At 57.1% G+C, this 16,594-nt stretch carries 16 protein-coding genes; 4 read left to right on the top strand and 12 right to left on the bottom strand.

From position 1 onward, the window contains the following. Complete coding sequence (locus PEL8287_RS15030) at positions 1 to 411, bottom strand: GFA family protein (RefSeq protein ID WP_085893253.1); 411 nt, start codon at positions 409 to 411, stop codon at positions 1 to 3. Between the two features lie 132 nt (positions 412 to 543). Further along, positions 544 to 2,016 carry an NAD-dependent succinate-semialdehyde dehydrogenase gene (locus PEL8287_RS15025; RefSeq protein ID WP_085893252.1) on the bottom strand — a complete coding sequence of 491 codons (1,473 nt, stop codon included), beginning with the start codon at positions 2,014 to 2,016 and terminating at the stop codon, positions 544 to 546. 82 nt (positions 2,017 to 2,098) lie between these two features. On the opposite strand from PEL8287_RS15025, the gene PEL8287_RS15020 reads away from it, so the two are divergent. Then, entirely contained in the window at positions 2,099 to 2,884 is a 786-nt protein-coding gene (locus tag PEL8287_RS15020) for a hormone-sensitive lipase (RefSeq protein WP_085893251.1), read from the top strand. 70 nt (positions 2,885 to 2,954) lie between these two features. On the opposite strand, the gene PEL8287_RS15015 is transcribed toward PEL8287_RS15020, so the two are convergent. Next, on the bottom strand, positions 2,955 to 3,950 hold the full coding sequence (locus PEL8287_RS15015; RefSeq protein ID WP_085893250.1) for a P1 family peptidase: 996 nt from the start codon (positions 3,948 to 3,950) through the stop codon (positions 2,955 to 2,957). 174 nt (positions 3,951 to 4,124) lie between these two features. Between PEL8287_RS15015 and PEL8287_RS15010 the strand changes: the two genes are divergently transcribed. Next, positions 4,125 to 5,366 carry an aminopeptidase P family protein gene (locus PEL8287_RS15010; protein ID WP_085893249.1) on the top strand — a complete coding sequence of 414 codons (1,242 nt, stop codon included), beginning with the start codon at positions 4,125 to 4,127 and terminating at the stop codon, positions 5,364 to 5,366. A 117-nt stretch (positions 5,367 to 5,483) separates the two neighbouring features. Here the strand turns inward: PEL8287_RS15010 and PEL8287_RS15005 are convergent, their stop codons facing one another. The 4 genes from PEL8287_RS15005 to PEL8287_RS14990 all read right to left on the bottom strand — a co-directional run bounded on the left by PEL8287_RS15005 (position 5,484) and on the right by PEL8287_RS14990 (position 8,077). Beyond that, positions 5,484 to 5,789 (bottom strand): YiaA/YiaB family inner membrane protein, encoded by a 306-nt coding sequence (locus PEL8287_RS15005; protein WP_085893248.1) that lies wholly within the window; start codon positions 5,787 to 5,789, stop codon positions 5,484 to 5,486. A 34-nt stretch (positions 5,790 to 5,823) separates the two neighbouring features. Beyond that, complete coding sequence (locus PEL8287_RS15000) at positions 5,824 to 6,498, bottom strand: PspA/IM30 family protein (RefSeq protein WP_085893247.1); 675 nt, start codon at positions 6,496 to 6,498, stop codon at positions 5,824 to 5,826. A gap of 91 nt (positions 6,499 to 6,589) precedes the next feature. Continuing rightward, positions 6,590 to 7,189 carry a TetR/AcrR family transcriptional regulator gene (locus PEL8287_RS14995; protein WP_085893246.1) on the bottom strand — a complete coding sequence of 200 codons (600 nt, stop codon included), beginning with the start codon at positions 7,187 to 7,189 and terminating at the stop codon, positions 6,590 to 6,592. Between the two features lie 75 nt (positions 7,190 to 7,264). Next, the gene (locus PEL8287_RS14990) at positions 7,265 to 8,077 is read right to left on the bottom strand and encodes a cyclase family protein (protein WP_085893245.1); all 813 of its coding nucleotides are present in this window, start codon (positions 8,075 to 8,077) and stop codon (positions 7,265 to 7,267) included. A gap of 118 nt (positions 8,078 to 8,195) precedes the next feature. On the opposite strand from PEL8287_RS14990, the gene PEL8287_RS14985 reads away from it, so the two are divergent. Both PEL8287_RS14985 and PEL8287_RS14980 read left to right on the top strand, forming a co-directional pair. After that, positions 8,196 to 8,462: a hypothetical protein gene (locus tag PEL8287_RS14985; RefSeq protein ID WP_085893244.1), complete on the top strand. Its 267-nt coding sequence runs from the start codon at positions 8,196 to 8,198 to the stop codon at positions 8,460 to 8,462. Between the two features lie 10 nt (positions 8,463 to 8,472). Next, positions 8,473 to 9,054, top strand: coding sequence for a DUF1523 family protein (locus PEL8287_RS14980; protein ID WP_085893243.1), 582 nt, complete (start codon positions 8,473 to 8,475; stop codon positions 9,052 to 9,054). Between the two features lie 35 nt (positions 9,055 to 9,089). On the opposite strand, the gene PEL8287_RS14975 is transcribed toward PEL8287_RS14980, so the two are convergent. From PEL8287_RS14975 to xsc, 5 genes are all read right to left on the bottom strand, one after another. Further along, a complete protein-coding gene (locus PEL8287_RS14975) occupies positions 9,090 to 9,962 on the bottom strand; it encodes a dimethyl sulfoxide reductase anchor subunit family protein (RefSeq protein WP_085893242.1) in 873 nt (290 codons plus the stop codon). A 1-nt stretch (position 9,963) separates the two neighbouring features. Beyond that, the gene (locus tag PEL8287_RS14970) at positions 9,964 to 10,728 is read right to left on the bottom strand and encodes a 4Fe-4S dicluster domain-containing protein (protein ID WP_085893241.1); all 765 of its coding nucleotides are present in this window, start codon (positions 10,726 to 10,728) and stop codon (positions 9,964 to 9,966) included. Positions 10,729 to 10,795: 67 nt separating this feature from the next. After that, positions 10,796 to 13,624 (bottom strand): molybdopterin oxidoreductase family protein, encoded by a 2,829-nt coding sequence (locus tag PEL8287_RS14965; RefSeq protein WP_085893240.1) that lies wholly within the window; start codon positions 13,622 to 13,624, stop codon positions 10,796 to 10,798. A gap of 129 nt (positions 13,625 to 13,753) precedes the next feature. Then, positions 13,754 to 14,767, bottom strand: a complete 1,014-nt coding sequence (gene pta, locus PEL8287_RS14960) for a phosphate acetyltransferase (protein WP_085893239.1) — start codon at positions 14,765 to 14,767, stop codon at positions 13,754 to 13,756. 21 nt (positions 14,768 to 14,788) lie between these two features. Further along, complete coding sequence (xsc, locus tag PEL8287_RS14955; protein ID WP_085893238.1) at positions 14,789 to 16,561, bottom strand: sulfoacetaldehyde acetyltransferase; 1,773 nt, start codon at positions 16,559 to 16,561, stop codon at positions 14,789 to 14,791. Positions 16,562 to 16,594 lie beyond the last annotated feature (33 nt).

Raw genomic sequence — 16,594 nt, 5'->3', positions numbered from 1 at the left:
CTATGTTTTCTGTGTGTCGTAACGTTCAATCGCCGACAGGTCGAAGACCCAGTTTTGGGCCGATTTGCACCACACCTGAAGGCTGGGTTGCAACTGTTCACGTTGCTCGATTGTCCCCACCCGCAGACCAAAAAAAGCAGTCGGGTCGCCCTTGGTTCTGGCATGAATGCGAGTGCCACATTCGGGGCAGAAACTTAATTTTCTGACACGCCCGCTTTCGGCGGTCTTTTCGTATTCTTTGAGCTTTCCGGTAAGCAAACGAAAATTTCCACCAATGACACCGGCAACGACGCCATAGGCGGAACCAGAATTCACCTGACAATCACGACAGTGGCAAATCGCGACCAGACCAGGATCAATCTCGGCTTCGTATGTAGCAAGACCGCACAAACAGCCGCCATTCACTTTCATCTTGTTCCCATATGGTTTGTTTCCTGCCAATAAACCTTGATGTGGGGCCTTCTGATTGGCAACAAAAATGATTTAGCCACAAAAAAACCAGGGCCATGGCGGCCCCGGTTTGTATTCGTTCCGCTGGCTATTTCAGACCGACATGCAGATGTATTTCATCTCAAGGTAATCTTCGATGCCGTGATGGCTGCCTTCGCGGCCAAGGCCGGATTGCTTGACGCCACCAAACGGAGCGACCTCGGTTGAGATAATGCCGGTGTTGACGCCGACGATGCCATATTCCAGCGCCTCAGCCACTTTGTAGACGCGCGAAAGGTCCTTGGCATAGAAATATGACGCCAGACCAAAGATCGTGTCATTGGCCATGGCGATCACGTCATCCTCGTTCTCGAATTTGAAGAGTGGTGCCATCGGGCCAAAGGTTTCATCGGTTGCGACTTGCATGTCTTGCGTGCAGCCCGTGACGATGGTGGGCGGAAGGAAATATCCTTCGCCCTGAACAGGCTCGCCACCGCCCAGTATGACCTTGCCGCCTTTTGCTTTGGCATCGGCAACATGTTCTTGCACCTTGACGATAGCATCAGAGTTTATGAGCGGACCGAGCAAGGTGCCCTCGTCCAAACCATCGCCGATTTTCATCTTGGAGACAGCAGCCGACAGCTTTTCGGCAAAGGCGTCGTAAACACCTGCCTGAACATAAATCCGGTTGGCGCAAACACAGGTCTGGCCGTTGTTGCGGAACTTGCACATGATTGCACCTTCCACGGCGGCATCCAGATCGGCATCATCAAATACGATGAAAGGTGCGTTGCCGCCCAGTTCCATCGAGCATTTCATCACCTGATCGGCGGCCTGTTTCAGCAGGATGCGACCCACTTCGGTGGACCCTGTAAACGTCAGCTTGCGCACGGCAGGATTTTCGCAGAATTCCTTGCCCACCTCGGACGAACGCGACGAGGTCACGATGTTGAACACCCCCTTGGGGATGCCCGCACGTTCGGCCAGAACGCCCATGACCGTTGCTGACAGCGGGGTTTCGGCGGCTGGGCGGCCAACAAAGGCGCAGCCGGCGGCAAGCGCAGGCGCGGCTTTGCGGGTGATCATTGCGTTGGGAAAATTCCATGGCGTGATCGAGGCAGCGACACCGATGGGCTGCTTGATCACGGTAATGCGCTTGTCGCGCTGGTGGCCGGGTATGGTTTCGCCGTAGATCCGCTTGGCCTCTTCTGCAAAGAACTCGATAAAGGAGGCACCATAGCCGATTTCACCCTTGGCCTCGGCCAGAGGTTTGCCCTGTTCGGCGGTCAGGATGGTTGCCAGATCATCAGCATTTTCCATCATCAAGTTGAACCAGTTGCGCAACACGGCCGCGCGTTCCTTGCCGGTCCATTTGGCCCATTCTTTTTGCGCGGCCTCGGCGGCGGCGATGGTTTGGCCGACCTGCGTGCGCGACATATCCGCCACTTTGGCAATCACGTCGCCGCGGGCGGGATTGGTCACGTCAAATGTACCATGTTCGCCATCAATGAACTGCCCGTCCGAATAGGCCTGTTCTGCCAGCAGGCTTGGGTCTTTCAACAGTGACTTCAGATTGGTCGCAGTCATGGTATTCTCCCCTCAAATTTGGTCTCGCACAGCCAAAGCATCTTGCGTTAGGCTTGTCCAGTACCAGCAGGGAGATTGACGCATGGATTGGGACGATGCCTATGCCAATGCACCTTATATACCGGGGGCCGACGCCTATCCCGAGCGTTGGACCGCCGAAGCGGCTAAGTTTCGCGATCAGATGTCAGCGGCAGGCCAAGCAAGGCTGGATGTGAGCTATGGCCCTACGGCACGGCAGGCCTATGACCTTTTCCTGCCGGAAGGCACACCGCAGGGCCTGTGCGTGTTTGTGCATGGCGGATACTGGCTGAAGTTTCATCGCACATTCTGGTCGCATTTTGCCACAGGACCACTGGCGCGGGGCTGGGCAGTGGCGATGCCGTCGTATGATCTTTGTCCGGAAGTGACGATTGGGGATATCACCCGTCAGATTGCAACCGCCGTTACGGCAGTGGCTGATGTGATTGACGGGCCGGTGATTCTGGCGGGCCACTCTGCGGGTGGGCATCTGGTGGCGCGGATGTGCGTGGCGGGGGTTTTGCCCGAAACTGTGGCCGCCCGCGTACAACACGCAATGCCGATTTCGCCGGTCTCGGATCTGCGGCCTCTGCTGAACACGTCGATGAATGCCGATTTCCGGCTGGATATGGCCGCGGCCACAGCAGAAAGCCCGGCGCTGATGCAACCAATAGACATCCCGGTAACGGTCTGGGTAGGTGCCGATGAGAGGCCGGTCTTCCTGGATCAGGCCCGATGGCTGGCAAAGGCGTGGAATGCGGACCATGTGACAGAAGCGAGCCGCCATCATTTTGATGTGATTGACGCGCTGAAGGATTCCGACAGTGAAATGGTCAGAACCTTGATTTGATGATTGAAAATACCAGGCCAACACCCTGCGCAGCAGGCAATGTTTATCGAGTATCTGAAGTAAAGTGGAATCAAGAATGGCGCACCGACCAGCACGGCAGGGTATCAGTGTCTGCTGGGGCCGCATGAAAGATCGCTCGGGCGATGGCGCGGGACATGCATGTTGCTGCGGCGTGGCCCAGCATTAGCGTGTCGGCAACCGGGCTTCGCAAGGCAATCTCCCCTGTGCTGGCTGCAAAGATCAGATCGCCATCCATCGGGGTGTGTGACGGCACCAGCGCACGGGCAAATCCGTCATGCGCGGCGGTGGCAAGGCGTGTGCACTGGGACTGCGTCAGCATGGCATCGGTCGCGATGATGCCAATCGTTGTATTGGCATGCTGGTCAAGCTTGGTAGGGGGCAATTGCATGTCGGGATAGTTTGACGCCGGGCCAAGGCCGCCGAATTCGTCGTCAATTTCAAACGGGGCAGCCCAGAAATGCGGACCATCACCGACGGTTGCAGACCCTAATGCATTAACCGCCACAAGCGCGCCCACGGTCTGCCCGGAAGGCAGCACCAGCGAGGCCGAGCCGAGCCCCCCTTTGAAGTTTGAAGTCGTCGCGCCAAACCCCGCGCCAATAGTCCCGAGCGCAAAGCGAGAACCGGCCTGCGCCAGCGCGTCAGCACCAAGTGTTTTGTAAGGATTTTCCACCCAGTTCTTGTCACCGCCATTCTGCAGATCAAAAAGGATCGCGCCGGGTACGATCGGCACGCGCTGATCCCCCACGGCAAAACCACGGCCCTGTGCACGCAGTGCATCCGCCACGCCGGACGCCGCATCAAGGCCAAAAGCCGAGCCACCTGAGAGAACCAAAGCATCCACTTGCTCGACCGTTTTGTCAGGCGCCAGCAGATCCGTTTCGCGGGATCCGGGGGCGCCGCCCATCACATGCACCCCGGTGGTGAACGGCGCATCGCCCAGCAGAACCGTCACACCTGTCTTGACGATATCATTTGTAGCATTGCCCACCCGCAGGCCGGTTACATCAGTGATCAGGTTCAAGGCCCCAGTTTTTGCGCGCATGGTTTGAAAACGTCCCAAATGTGTCGTGAAACATCTTGCCAGATTGCGCGGGATGGGCAAGAAAGCATTCAGGCTAGGGCGATGGCGTCGCCCGCCCTGATTAAGGGTCAAGGCCGACCATATCCCACTCAGTCCTGAACGCCGGGACCTTTCTTTAACTAGGAGGGTCACTAAATGACTGCACATCCTGAATCCAAAAACTTTGCGGGTGCCGCGCGCCCGGAATTCTACCGTTTCCACAACGGTGAAAAATCCGTTCTGCAATTTGCCGTCTCGGAATATGAAGCGCGCCTTGCGGGCCTGCGGAAAATCCTTGCGCAAACCGGCGTTGACGCCATCGTCTGCTCGTCGATGCACAACGTTTCGTATTACTCCGGCTTTACCTATTGCGCCTTTGGCCGGCCATACGCCCTGGTTGTCACTCAAAAGGAATGCGTAACAATTTCGGCAGGCATTGATGCCGGGCAGCCCTGGCGGCGGTGTTTTTGCGATAACATCACCTATACCGACTGGCAGCGGGACAATTACTGGCGCGCGATCCGGTCGGTGACTGGAGAGGGCAAAGTCGTTGGCTATGAGAGCGATCATCTGAGCCTGATGCAGAAGGCTAAGCTGGATGCGTTCCTGGCCCCGTCAAAAACCGTGGACCTGTATGAAGCCACCATGCGCCAGCGCATGCATAAATCAGCCGCCGAGATTGCGCTGATCCGCAAATGCACAGCAGTTGCAGATGTTGGTGGATATGCAATCCGCGATGCCGTCAAGGAAGGCACCCGCGAGATTGATGTGGCAATGGCGGGCCGCGACGCGATGGAGCTGGAAATCGCCCGCGTCTTTCCGGACGCAGAATACCGTGACACCTGGGTCTGGTTCCAGTCAGGCATCAACACCGACGGGGCGCACAACCCGGTAACCGCGCGCAAGCTGCAGCGTGGAGATATCCTGAGCCTGAACACCTTCCCGATGATTTCAGCCTACTACGTGGCGCTGGAACGGACCATGTTCGTGGGTGAAGTGGACCCCGCCAGCCTGAAGATCTGGGAAGCCAACGTAGCCGCGCATGAATACGGCATGAGCCTGCTAAAGCCTGGCGTCAGCTGTGCGGAAGTAACTCACAAGATCAACGATTTCTTTGCCGAGCGTGATCTGCTTCAATACCGGACCTTTGGTTATGGACACTCTTTCGGGGTTCTCAGCCACTATTATGGGCGCGAGGCGGGTCTTGAACTGCGCGAGGACATCGACACGGTTCTCGAACCCGGCATGGTCATTTCGATGGAGCCGATGCTGACTATTGCCGACGGTCAACCAGGCGCCGGAGGCTACCGCGAACATGACGTTCTCGTGATCACTGCAGACGGAAATGAGAACATCACCGGCTATCCCTACGGCCCCGAATTCAACGTGGTCGGGTAGGTCACCAAATCTATCTGTTTCGCTTTGGTGTTCTGTAAATTCAGAATGTATATGGCAAAAGAAATGGGCGGCTCAGAACGGGCCGCCCATTGATATTCGGCAAGTGTGCAGCCCGATTTATCTGAGGTCTTTCTTATCGTCCGGATAGTTGTCGCCGACGTAATCCTCGAGCAGCTTTTCATTCTTCGCCTCTTCGATGCGGTTAATGCGATCAATGCGCGCCTGGTTGTCGAAGCGGTATTTGACGAAGTTCACTAGGCTGAGCGTCAGCATAAGGATGCCCATCCCCCAGAATCCCTTGGTCGAAAGTGGCACGTCAGGCGACATGTAGAGCGATAAGGTAAGGAGCCCATAGGCAGCCGCAACTCCGGCCAGGTTGAACATCATGATGACCGTGTTGTCGGGTTTGTCGTTGTTATACATTTTAAAATTCCTTTCTGTTGGCAGGGGGTGGGGGTCAGTCTTTTTCCAGACGGGCCAAAACATCATTGGCGGTGACTTTGGTGGCGGGACCATAACCTTGCGCCGCCATTCGTTCGTCCAGCTTATCATGGGAAAGATCGGCATTGATTTCGGCCAGAATCCGGGACTGCTCGAACGGGTCATCGCGGCCGATAACTTTAGCAATCAAATCTTCTGCTTCGTCCGCGCTGGAGGTGCTGTCTATGGTCGAATTCAGGCGTTTTTGCATTTGCTGTTCGCGGCGAATAGCTCTGGCGGTGATGGCCCCCTGTTTGAGGTCGATTATCCGGCGATGGGCCGCCCCGACCGAGTCGCGCAGACGGCTGGCTTGGGTCTCAAGCCGGTCGATGGTGTCCTGACGAAGATGGGTCTCGTTTTCCATCATCGCGATGGCCTCGGCGGCACGATTGGCCATGTCGGTGTTATTATCGTCCAAAGCTTTTTGTGCACGGTGTGTCATGGTTTCTATGCGACCGGTCAGCGCGTCATGCATGCAGACCTCGCTGCGCTGACGTTGAACCAGCGTGGCCAACGTGGCCTTGGCTGCTTTGAGTTGTGCCTCGGTTTCGCGAATTTTCTGGTCGATTAGATCAAGGGCGAAAACATCGCGGACCTGTTCTTCGGCTCGGGCGCTGGCAGCGGTAAAGAGAGTTCGGAGTGTGTTAAGCATTGCGGCTTTCCTTTTTTGAACGATGTTCATGAATTGGATATGGGAAAGCTTGAGCGACGTTCAATGAAAAACTTGAACGTTGTTCAGGAAATTATTTGTTTCCAGTTGCGTTCACGAGCAGCATGGCGATCATATGCCTGAGATGATCAGGCGGCACGGCTGAGATGCGTTTTTCCAATCCCAGCAGAACAATTCCATGCACCGATGAAAAAAGCGCGCGGGTCATCAGCGCCACATCAGCAGCCGACATTTCGGGGAAACACCGGCTGACCGGCCCGGCGATAAATCCAAACAGGCGCTCAAGCTCGTCCAGATACCATTGGGGAACGACCATTTCGGTTGACATCTGCACGTCGAATAGAGTGCGCCAGCGGTTTGGGTTGGCCGCAGCGAATTCGAGATAGGCGTAAGACATTGTAATCAGTTGGTCGGTGGGGCTTTCAGCCTCTTTACCAACAAGGCTGTCGGCCACAGCCTGACCCAGACGTTGAAACGTGCGGCCGTTCACCGCGATCACGATATCATGCAGATCGTCAAAGACGTTGTAGATGGCGCCGACAGCGCAGTTGGCCTCTTTCGCCAAAGCCCGGGCCTTCACGGCACCGATTCCGTCTGAGGCGATATGCGCCTCTGCGAGATCAATCAGTTTCTTGCGCAGCGCTTTGCGTCGTTCCTGGGCTTTTCCGGCCATGGGTCTTGCCTTTATTGAACTCGGTTCACGGATATAACCGGGATACGAGGTAAACCCAAGGCCGGAGTCGATAGATCAGACCATCGCGAAGATGCGTGCAGGTCCGCCGGATCCGCCGCGATGTTTCGGAGCGCCGACAACAAAGGTCGCACCCGCTGCCGGCACCTTATCAAGGTTGGCTATGTTTTCGATGCCGAAACGGCCTGTGGGCAGCCACGCATAGTGGGTTGCAAAATCGGCAGATGGACCGTGATCAAGCGATAGCGTATCGCTGGCAATCGACTGCGCGCTAGTTTCCAGCAGCATTTGCGCCGCTTCGACGTGGAAACCGGGGAAGTGCATTTTCTCGCCATCAAAGCCGCGGAACGCATCTGTACCGGTTTTTGTGCCCCAGCCCGAGTGCAGCGCAACACAGGCGTTATCGGGAATGTCGCCATGGCTGGCGATCCAGGCCTTGATGTCGTCGGGTGTCACCTGAGCGTCCGCATTTTCAGCAGCTTTGGCTGCGATATCGACAACACAAAGCGGTGCGACAAGGCTGGAAACCGGAATCTCGTCTACAGAATTGCCATCAGCCGAGAAATGCAGCGGCGCGTCAACATGGGTTCCTGTATGTTCGTTAACATCCATTGTGAACAGGTTGAAACCATTCTCTGCAAAGTTGAATTGTTGCGTCATGGCGATGCCCGGCTTGCCGAAATAAGTGGGAAAGTCATCGCCATAAGTATGGGTCAGATCCTCGATTGTTGAGGCGCCCGCTGCCATGGCAGGAGGGGCGGAAACGGCGCCAAGGGTCGCCGCTGCCCCGGCAGTTGCTGCGGCGGTAAAAAAGGACCGGCGCGACAGCATTCTTTCTTTGACCGCGTTCATGATACATGCGTCACACATTGTTTTCTACTGTTGGTTATGGTTGTAGGTTAAGGCTAGCATAACATGGAGTGCCTGGCTTGGGGCTAAATTCAAAAGCCGGGGATATACATACTGCGCCACCACAGGAGGAAAGCGGATGCTGGCACTATTAAGGCTGTTGGTTTTCGGTTTCCTGATCCTGTCTGTACTGTATGTGGGGATTTCCCTCTGGTCCCGTTCGGTCCGGTCGCGGAAACTGGCGCAGGAATGGGAAAACGAGGGTAGGCAGGGCGACAAGGATGCATATATGCAGGAAGGCATGGTGCAATACGAACGCTCGCTCAGGCGCAAGCTGATCTTGCTGGTCTATATCGTACCGGTGACGGTGGTCACAGTGATCATCTATTTGACGAACTTCAGGTAGGGGGCCCTTGATGGTCTATGTAAAGTGGGTGTTCCGGGTTTTGGTCTGGGTGGTTGTGGCAGGTTTTCTGCATTATACGCTGCCGCAACACGATGTTGCTCGGATCACCGATACCTATGAAAAGCGGGTAGATTTTGGCGAAAATAGCATTTTCTGGGCCAATCAGGGTACGGGTGAAGCGGAAAATACCGTGAACCGTGATGTTTTCTTTATTCAGTCTTTTCGAACAAACGGCAAGCCGATGATCTACCGCAATGAAGATACCGGCTGGGGCTGGCCGCCTTATTTCAAGTTCGATACCAGCAACCTTCAGGCCGAGGCGGCTGATCTGATATCAAAGAAAAACGATGCCAAACCGCAATGGGTCGTGGTCAAGCATTATGGCTGGCGGAACGAATTTTTGTCGATATATCCCAATGCGGTAAGTATCTGGGCCGTGGACGGGCCGGATGTACGTATTATTCCGTGGTTCAATATCGGGCTTTTGACCACGCTTTTCGCAATCTTCTGGGCGATCCGGGTGCGTTGGAAACGGTTCCGGGCCAACCGTATTGATCCTGTTGTCGACGAATGGACTGACGGCTGGGGCTAAGCAAACCCTTGCCGAAACGTGTCGAAGGGGCCGTTTCAGCGCTTGCCGTAGTACAGGCCCACCACATGTTCAGCTTCGGCAAAGAACAGCCAGCGCGAGGCGGCAATCCCGGCCAGATGGCAGATCACGGCAACGGCGGCCAGCGCATGGGCGAACGGGATGAGGATCAGCAGCACCGGCAGAATATACCCCAGCATCAATGCCATCGCGCGTAGTTTCAGCGCATGTTTGCGCCCGACCTGATAGACCAGTTCGCGCAGCAGGTAGTTGGTGCCGGTATGGGGCGGCTCGAACGCGCGCACGGTGCCGATGTCGCCCAGCCCGGTCGCACTGGCCATGTTGGTGCCGCTTTGCAGCAATGCCCCATCTCCGCGTACCCACCACAACACCTGCAACACACCTGCGATGGGTAAGAGTATCTGCGCATAGGTAATTTGTCCGGCCAACAATGCGCCGCCTGCGAGGGCAATGGCCAGCAACAACGCCGGGGTTAGCGGGGTTTTCCAGCGCGGAATTGTGGAAAGCTGGGCGTATATCATGGATGTGGCATAAACGGTGACCAGCGACAGAACTGCGCCGATCCAGCCAAGCAACGTTACTTTTATATCAAAGAAAATCAGCAACGCGGCATAGGCCCCCATGACCAGAAGGGCGGCGACAGCCGCCACGCCTTCACGCGAGAGCCAGCTTGAACGCCATTGGCTGAACGCCTTGATTGCGCGCTCGGGATGGCCCAGATGGAAGGTCGACGCCAAAAGCCCGCCGATGGCCAGGCCAAAGCCTATGGCGAAAAACACGAAAGCCACCCAGCCGCTGACGGCGGGCAAGCCAAGGCCCAGCCAGAACAGCAGGCCAAACCCAAGGCCCGAGAGGGTTGTAAAGACGATGACGGAAGGGGCGGGATGCATATCAGATCTTCTCCAGAGCTTTGTCGAGCCAGCCAAGGAAGCCTTTCGGCTCGTCCATTACAGGCGCAAGGAAGGGGGCCAGAACATCGATCTGGTCCATCTGGTCTTTGGGGCGGGGCGGCAGATATTTGTTGACGGGTTTGGTGCCCTGTTCAGGCATCAGATCCATGCCGCCGCGCTCGGCGGTCAGTTTGCTGACGTTGCTGTCAGGGTCGGCGAAATCGCCGAAATGGCGCGCGCCGGCGGGGCAGGTGCGCACACAAGCGGGAACGCGGTCAACTTCGGGCAGGTTCTCGTTATAGATGCGATCCACACAAAGCGTGCACTTCTTCATCACGCCTTCGGCCGCATCCAGTTCACGCGCGCCGTAGGGGCAGGCCCAGGCACAGAGGCCGCAACCGATACAGTCGCTTTCATTGACCAGAACGATGCCATCCTCGACCCGTTTGTAGCTGGCGCCGGTTGGGCAGACGGTGACGCAGGGAGCATCCTCGCAATGCAGGCAGGATTTGGGGAAATGGACCAGTTGCGCCGCTGGGTGGGGCATCGCGCTGGTGGCCAGCGGCTGCACCTCGTAGCTGTGCACGCGGTTCAGGAAGGTACCTGAAGGGTGGCCGCCATAGGGTTCCTGATCGGATAGGGGCGCGCCATAGTTTTCCGTGTTCCAACCCTTGCAGGAAATCACGCAGGCATGACAGCCGACGCAGGTATCCAGATCTATGACAAGGCCAAGCTTGCGGTCGGTTTTTTCGGGCAGCTGGGTCATTGTGCGGCTTTCCGGTTGGGTGAGCAAAAGTTTTCAAAAAACTTTTTTGAAAAATTTTGGGTCATCGTCATTTGCCCACCTTCCATTCCAGATGATCGGGGCCTTGGCCTACGGGTGATTTGACAGAGTCAAATGCTGGCAAGCTTTCCGACGGCGCCGAAACTTTTTCGATCTTTACCCGCAGGTCGAACCAGGCTGCCTGACCAGTGATCGGGTCCGAGTTGGACCAGCGCAGCCCGTCGCCCTTGGGCGGCTGCAATTCGTGGATCAGGTGATTGAGCAGGAACCCTTTGGTGGCCTCGGGGGCATCCTCGGACAGGGCCCAAGCGCCTTTGCGCTTGCCGATGGCATTCCACGTCCAGATCGTGTTTTCATTGAGCGCGGCCATATGCGCCACGGGCACGGTGATGGTTCCGTGAACCGAAGTGACCTGAGCCCAGTCACCTTCGGCAAATCTGTTGGCCTCCCATATCTTGGTAGGAACATAGAGCGGATTGAGGCCGTGAATCTGGCGTAACCAGGCGTTTTGAGTGCCCCATGAATGGTACATCGCCATCGGGCGCTGCGTCAGTGCATGAACCGGGTATTCCACCGGGTCGACATTACCATCCTCGAACGGTGCATACCAGATTGGCAGCGGATCCATCGTGGCCTTGATCCGCTCGCGCAGATTGTCAGGTGGTTGGCGGTCGCCGTGACCTTCGGCAGCCAGTTGAAACTTGCGCATGGTTTCAACATAGAGATCGAACACATAAGGCTGAGGGCTGTCGTAGATGCCCATCTCAACTGCCCAGTCCTGATAGGCGGTATTCCAGGGTTTGTAGTAGTTCGACCCCTCGGGGATGTGTTTCGCGAAGAAACCACCATTGGCGATATAGCTGTTCAACTGCGCCTCATTCGGGGCGCCCCGGCCATGGGTCAGGCCCTTTTTGCCCAGACGCCAGCCCGCCAGCGGGCCTATGCCCGGGCGACGTTCGTGATTGGTGATGTAGTCGGCATAATCTTTATATTTGGCGCTGCCGTCTTCGTTGGTGAAGCCCGGCAGTTTCAGTCGCGCACCCAGATCACACAGAACGGACTGGAAGCCGCGTACATCGCGGTCAGGTTCAATGACCGGCCAGCGGATGGCGTCTGCGGCGGCGTCGGCCTCGCAGATCGGGCGGTCCAGAAGCGAAATACAGTCATGCCTTTCCAGATAGGTGGTGTCGGGCAGAATGAGGTCGGCATAGGCCACCATTTCCGAGGAATAGGCATCGGAGTAAATGATGCGCGGGATCACGTAATTGCCGTTTTCATCCTTGTCGGTCAGCATCTCCATAACGCCACCGGTGTTCATCGACGAATTCCACGACATATTGGCCATGTACATGAAAAGTGTGTCGATCTTGTACGGATCGCCAGCGTGGGCGTTGGAAATAACCATATGCATCAGCCCGTGGCTGGACATCGGGTTTTCCCAGGTGAAGGCCTTGTCGATACGCGCGGCAGAGCCGTCTTCTTTCAGCGCCAGATCCTCGGGGCCCTGAACGAAGCCCAGATGCGGGCCGTTCAGTGGTGCGCCCGGATTGACACCGCAATGGGGTTTGGGGTGGGCGCTGACCGGTTTGGGATAGGGTGGCTTGAAGCGAAAGCCGCCGGGCACTTCGACCGTTCCAAGTATGATTTGCAGAACATGCAGCGCACGGCAGGTCTGGAACCCGTTCGAGTGAGCGCTGACGCCACGCATCGAATGGAAACTGACTGGCCGACCAGTCATGGTTTTGTGTTTTTCGCCGCGGAAATCTGTCCATTCGTGTTCCAGTTCGAACGCCTCGTCAAACGCGACGCGGGCCAGTTCGGCGGCGATGGTGCGGATCTTTTCCGCCTTGATGCCGCAACGCTCGGCAACCGCTTCGGGCGCATACTGCTTGTCGAGGTACCGTTCGGCCATCAGGTGCATCACGGGGCGGTGGGTAATACCGGCGGCCCGGTGGGTAGCGTGCAGATCGGGGCGCACGCCCGGTTTGTCAAAGGCAGTCAGCTTGCCGGTTTTACGATCAATCACCAGCGGCTTGCCGTCGTCATCGCGCAGGAACAGGCCAAATTCGGGGGATTTCGGATCGCCGTTCACCAGAACCGGCGCGTTGGTGTAGCGCGCCAGATAATCAAGGTCGATCTTGCCGGCCTTCATCAACTCGTGAATGAGCGACAGGATAAACAACCCGTCGGTGCCCGGGGTGATACCAACCCAGTCGTCGGCCACAGCGTTATAGCCCGAGCGGATCGGGTTGACGCCGATCACCCGCGCGCCACGCGCCTTGATCTTGCCGATGCCCATCTTGATTGGGTTGCTGTCGTGATCCTCGGCCACGCCGAACAGCATGAACAGCTTGGTATAATCCCAGTCAGGCTGGCCAAACTCCCAGAACGCGCCGCCCATTGTGTAGATGCCAGCCGCCGCCATGTTGACCGAACAGAATCCGCCGTGGGCCGCATAGTTGGGCGTGCCGAAATTTTGCGCCCAGAAGCTGGTGAAAGATTGCGACTGGTCTCGGCCAGTGAAGAAAGCCAGTTTTTCAGGGTTTTCCTTGCGAACGGGCTCAAGCCAGTCAGTGGCGATGGTTAGTGCCTCTTCCCAGCTGATTTCCTCAAACTCGCCCGAGCCACGGGGGCCCACGCGTTTCAAAGGTGCACGCAGACGCGAGGGTGCGTTGACCTGCATGATACCCGCCGAACCCTTGGCGCACAGAACCCCCTTGTTGACGGGGTGGTCGCGGTTGCCTTCGATATAGGCCACTTTGCCGTCTTTGAGGTGCACGTTGATGCCGCAGCGGCAGGCGCACATGTAGCAGGTTGTCTTGCGAATCTCGTCCGACACTTTTGGCGAGGTATCTATTTTCGGCTGATGATGGGTCATCACGAAATCCCTGTTCTTGCGGCGCTCACGTTAGGGCAGAATTGGAATGCCTGCGACCGTTTTCTTGTTTGTTTGGCTTTCCCGAAATTTTGTCCCGGAAAACCCGAAAAATAGCATTCGATTGTTCCGCTATGTGGGATTGGCCATTGCCTGAAGTACCGTCACGGCAATCATCTGGGTTACGTCACTGGCAGTACAGCCGCGCGACAGATCATTGGCAGGTTTGGCCAACCCCTGCAGGATCGGGCCAATGGCGGTATATCCCCCTAGTCGCTGGGTGATTTTATAGCCGATGTTGCCTGCATCAAGGTTGGGGAAGATCATAACATTGGCCTGTCCCGCAACATCAGATCCGGGTGCCTTGCTGGTGCCGACCGAAGGTACAAAGGCAGCATCAAACTGAAGCTCGCCATCAGCCTGAAGTTCAGGGTGATCCAATTTCAATTTCGCCAGCGCATTGGTGACCTTCGTCACTTTGTCATGCCGGGCGCTGCCCTTGGTCGAGAATGACAACATGGCAATTTTCGGTTCCTGCCGCAAAAGCGCACGGCAGGACGTGGCCGAGGCTGCGGCAATAGCGGCCAGCTCGTCGGCGTCTGGATCAATCACCAGTCCGCTGTCGGAATAAAGCATTGCACGGGCGTTGGGGGTGGCGCGTTCCGGCGGGTACATCAGGAAAAAGCTGGACACCATGGCGGCGCCGGGGGCGGGCCCGATCACCTGAATAGCGGTGCGCACAACATCCGAGGTCGTCGCAACAGCACCACCAACCGTGCCGGTGGCATGCCCCTGGCGCACCAGCATGGCCGCGTAAACTAGTGGGGTTTCAACCGCTTTGCGCGCTGTAGCTTCATCCACCCCTTTGTGGCGGCGAAGGTCATGATAGGCGGTAGAAAATTCAGTGGTCAGCGGCGAAGTGGCCGGGTCGTGTATGCTTATGCCGTGACCTGCTGCACTACCCTGCGCGTGCAATTCTGCAGCCACGGCATCGGCAGCGCCTACAAGGATCACATCAGCGATCCCGGCTTTTCTGGCGGCAAGCGCCCCCGCGACAACGCGGGGATCACTGCCTTCACTTAAAGAAACGGTCGGTCGCGCTGCCGGTGCCTCTGACAGCAAAAGTTCAATTGGTGTGCGTGTCATTGGCGCCGGCCTGTTCCTTGCTCAGACCTGCTGCGGGCGCATGTCCGCTGGGTCAATACCAGCAACTTCAACTGGTGTTTTCATAGCGTCGCGGCGGAAGGGATCGCCCAGTTCCTGGTTGATCATCGCCTCGATCAGGGTGGTTTTGCCAGCCTTTTGATCTTTTATCGCCTGGTCCAGCGCTGCGGTCAGCTCTTCCTGGGTGCGGGCAACGACGCCCTGAAGGCCACAGGCCTTGGCTATTCCGGCATACGAGACCTGCTCATCCAGCTCGGTGCCGACGAAGTTGTCGGCATACCACAGGGTCGAATTGCGTTTTTCGGCACCCCACTGATAGTTGCGGAACACGATCTGCGTAACGGCGGGCCATTCTTCGCGGCCAATGGCGGTAAGCTCGGTCACGGCAATACCAAAGGCACCATCACCCGAGAAACCGACAACGGGCGTGTCGGGGCAACCGATCTTTGCGCCGATCACCGAAGGCAAACCATAACCGCAGGGTCCAAACAGGCCAGGTGCCAGGTATTTGCGGCCTTCTTCAAACGACGGATAGGCGTTCCCGATGGCGCAGTTGTTGCCGATGTCCGAGCTGATGATCGCCTCTTTGGGCAGGGCAGCCTGAATTGCACGCCATGCCATACGCGGGCTCATCCATTCCGGCTTGGCGGCGCGGGCGCGTTCGTTCCAGGTGGTGCCGGGATCGTCGTTTTCGTGGTCCAACGAGGTAAGTTCCTGCGCCCACGCCGATTTGGTTGTCGCAATGAGGGCCTTACGCTCTTCTCGGCCCGCATCGCCAGCGTTGTCGGTAAGATTTGCGAGGATAGATTTCGCAACTTTCTTGGCGTCGCCCACAATGCCGACAGTGACCTTTTTGGTCAGGCCGATACGGTCGGCATTGATGTCTACCTGAATGATTTTCGCATCCAGCGGCCAGTAGTTGATGCCATAACCAGGCAGTGTCGAGAATGGGTTCAGGCGGGTGCCCAGTGCCAGCACGACGTCAGCCTTTGAAATCAGTTCCATGCCAGCTTTTGAACCATTGTAGCCCAACGGACCGGCGAACAGCGGGTGCGAGCCCGGGAAGGCATCGTTATGCTGATAGCCAACGCAGACGGGCGCATCCAGACGCTCTGCCAATTTGACCGAGTCACCGATGGCGCCGCCCAAAACTACGCCAGCACCGTTCAGGATGACCGGAAATTTGGCATTCGACAACAGCTCGGCCGCTTGTGCTAAAGCCTCTTCGCCGCCACCGGGGCGCTCGAATTCAACGATCTGTGGCAGTTCGATGTCTATTACCTGTGTCCAGAAATCACGCGGAACGTTGATCTGCGCAGGCGCCGAGGCGCGTTTGGCTTTCAAGATCACGCGGTTCAGAACTTCGGCCATGCGAGTGGGGTCGCGCACCTCTTCCTGATAGGCAACGCAATCAGCGAACATGTTCATCTGTTCGACTTCCTGAAAACCGCCCTGACCCATGGTTTTGTTGGCACCCTGAGGCGTGACAAGCAAAAGCGGAGTGTGGTTCCAGTAAGCGGTTTTTACGGCTGTGACGAAGTTGGCGATGCCGGGGCCGTTCTGGGCGATCATCATCGACATCTTGCCAGTGGCGCGGGTGTAGCCATCGGCCATCATCCCGCCCGAGCCTTCGTGGGCGCAATCCCAGAAGGAAATACCGGCTTTGCCGAAAATGTCAGAGATCGGCATCATCGCCGACCCGATAATGCCAAAGGCATGTTCGATGCCGTGCAGTTGCAGCGTTTTGACGAACGCCTCTTCGGTGGTCATTTTCATGGATGTTTCCTCGACTCAGTGCGCTATGGCGGC

Source organism: Roseovarius litorisediminis (assembly GCF_900172295.1).
GTDB lineage: Bacteria > Pseudomonadota > Alphaproteobacteria > Rhodobacterales > Rhodobacteraceae > Roseovarius > Roseovarius litorisediminis.
The sequence above is the reverse complement of the archived record's forward strand: the minus strand, read 5'-3'. Positions and strand labels throughout refer to the sequence as shown.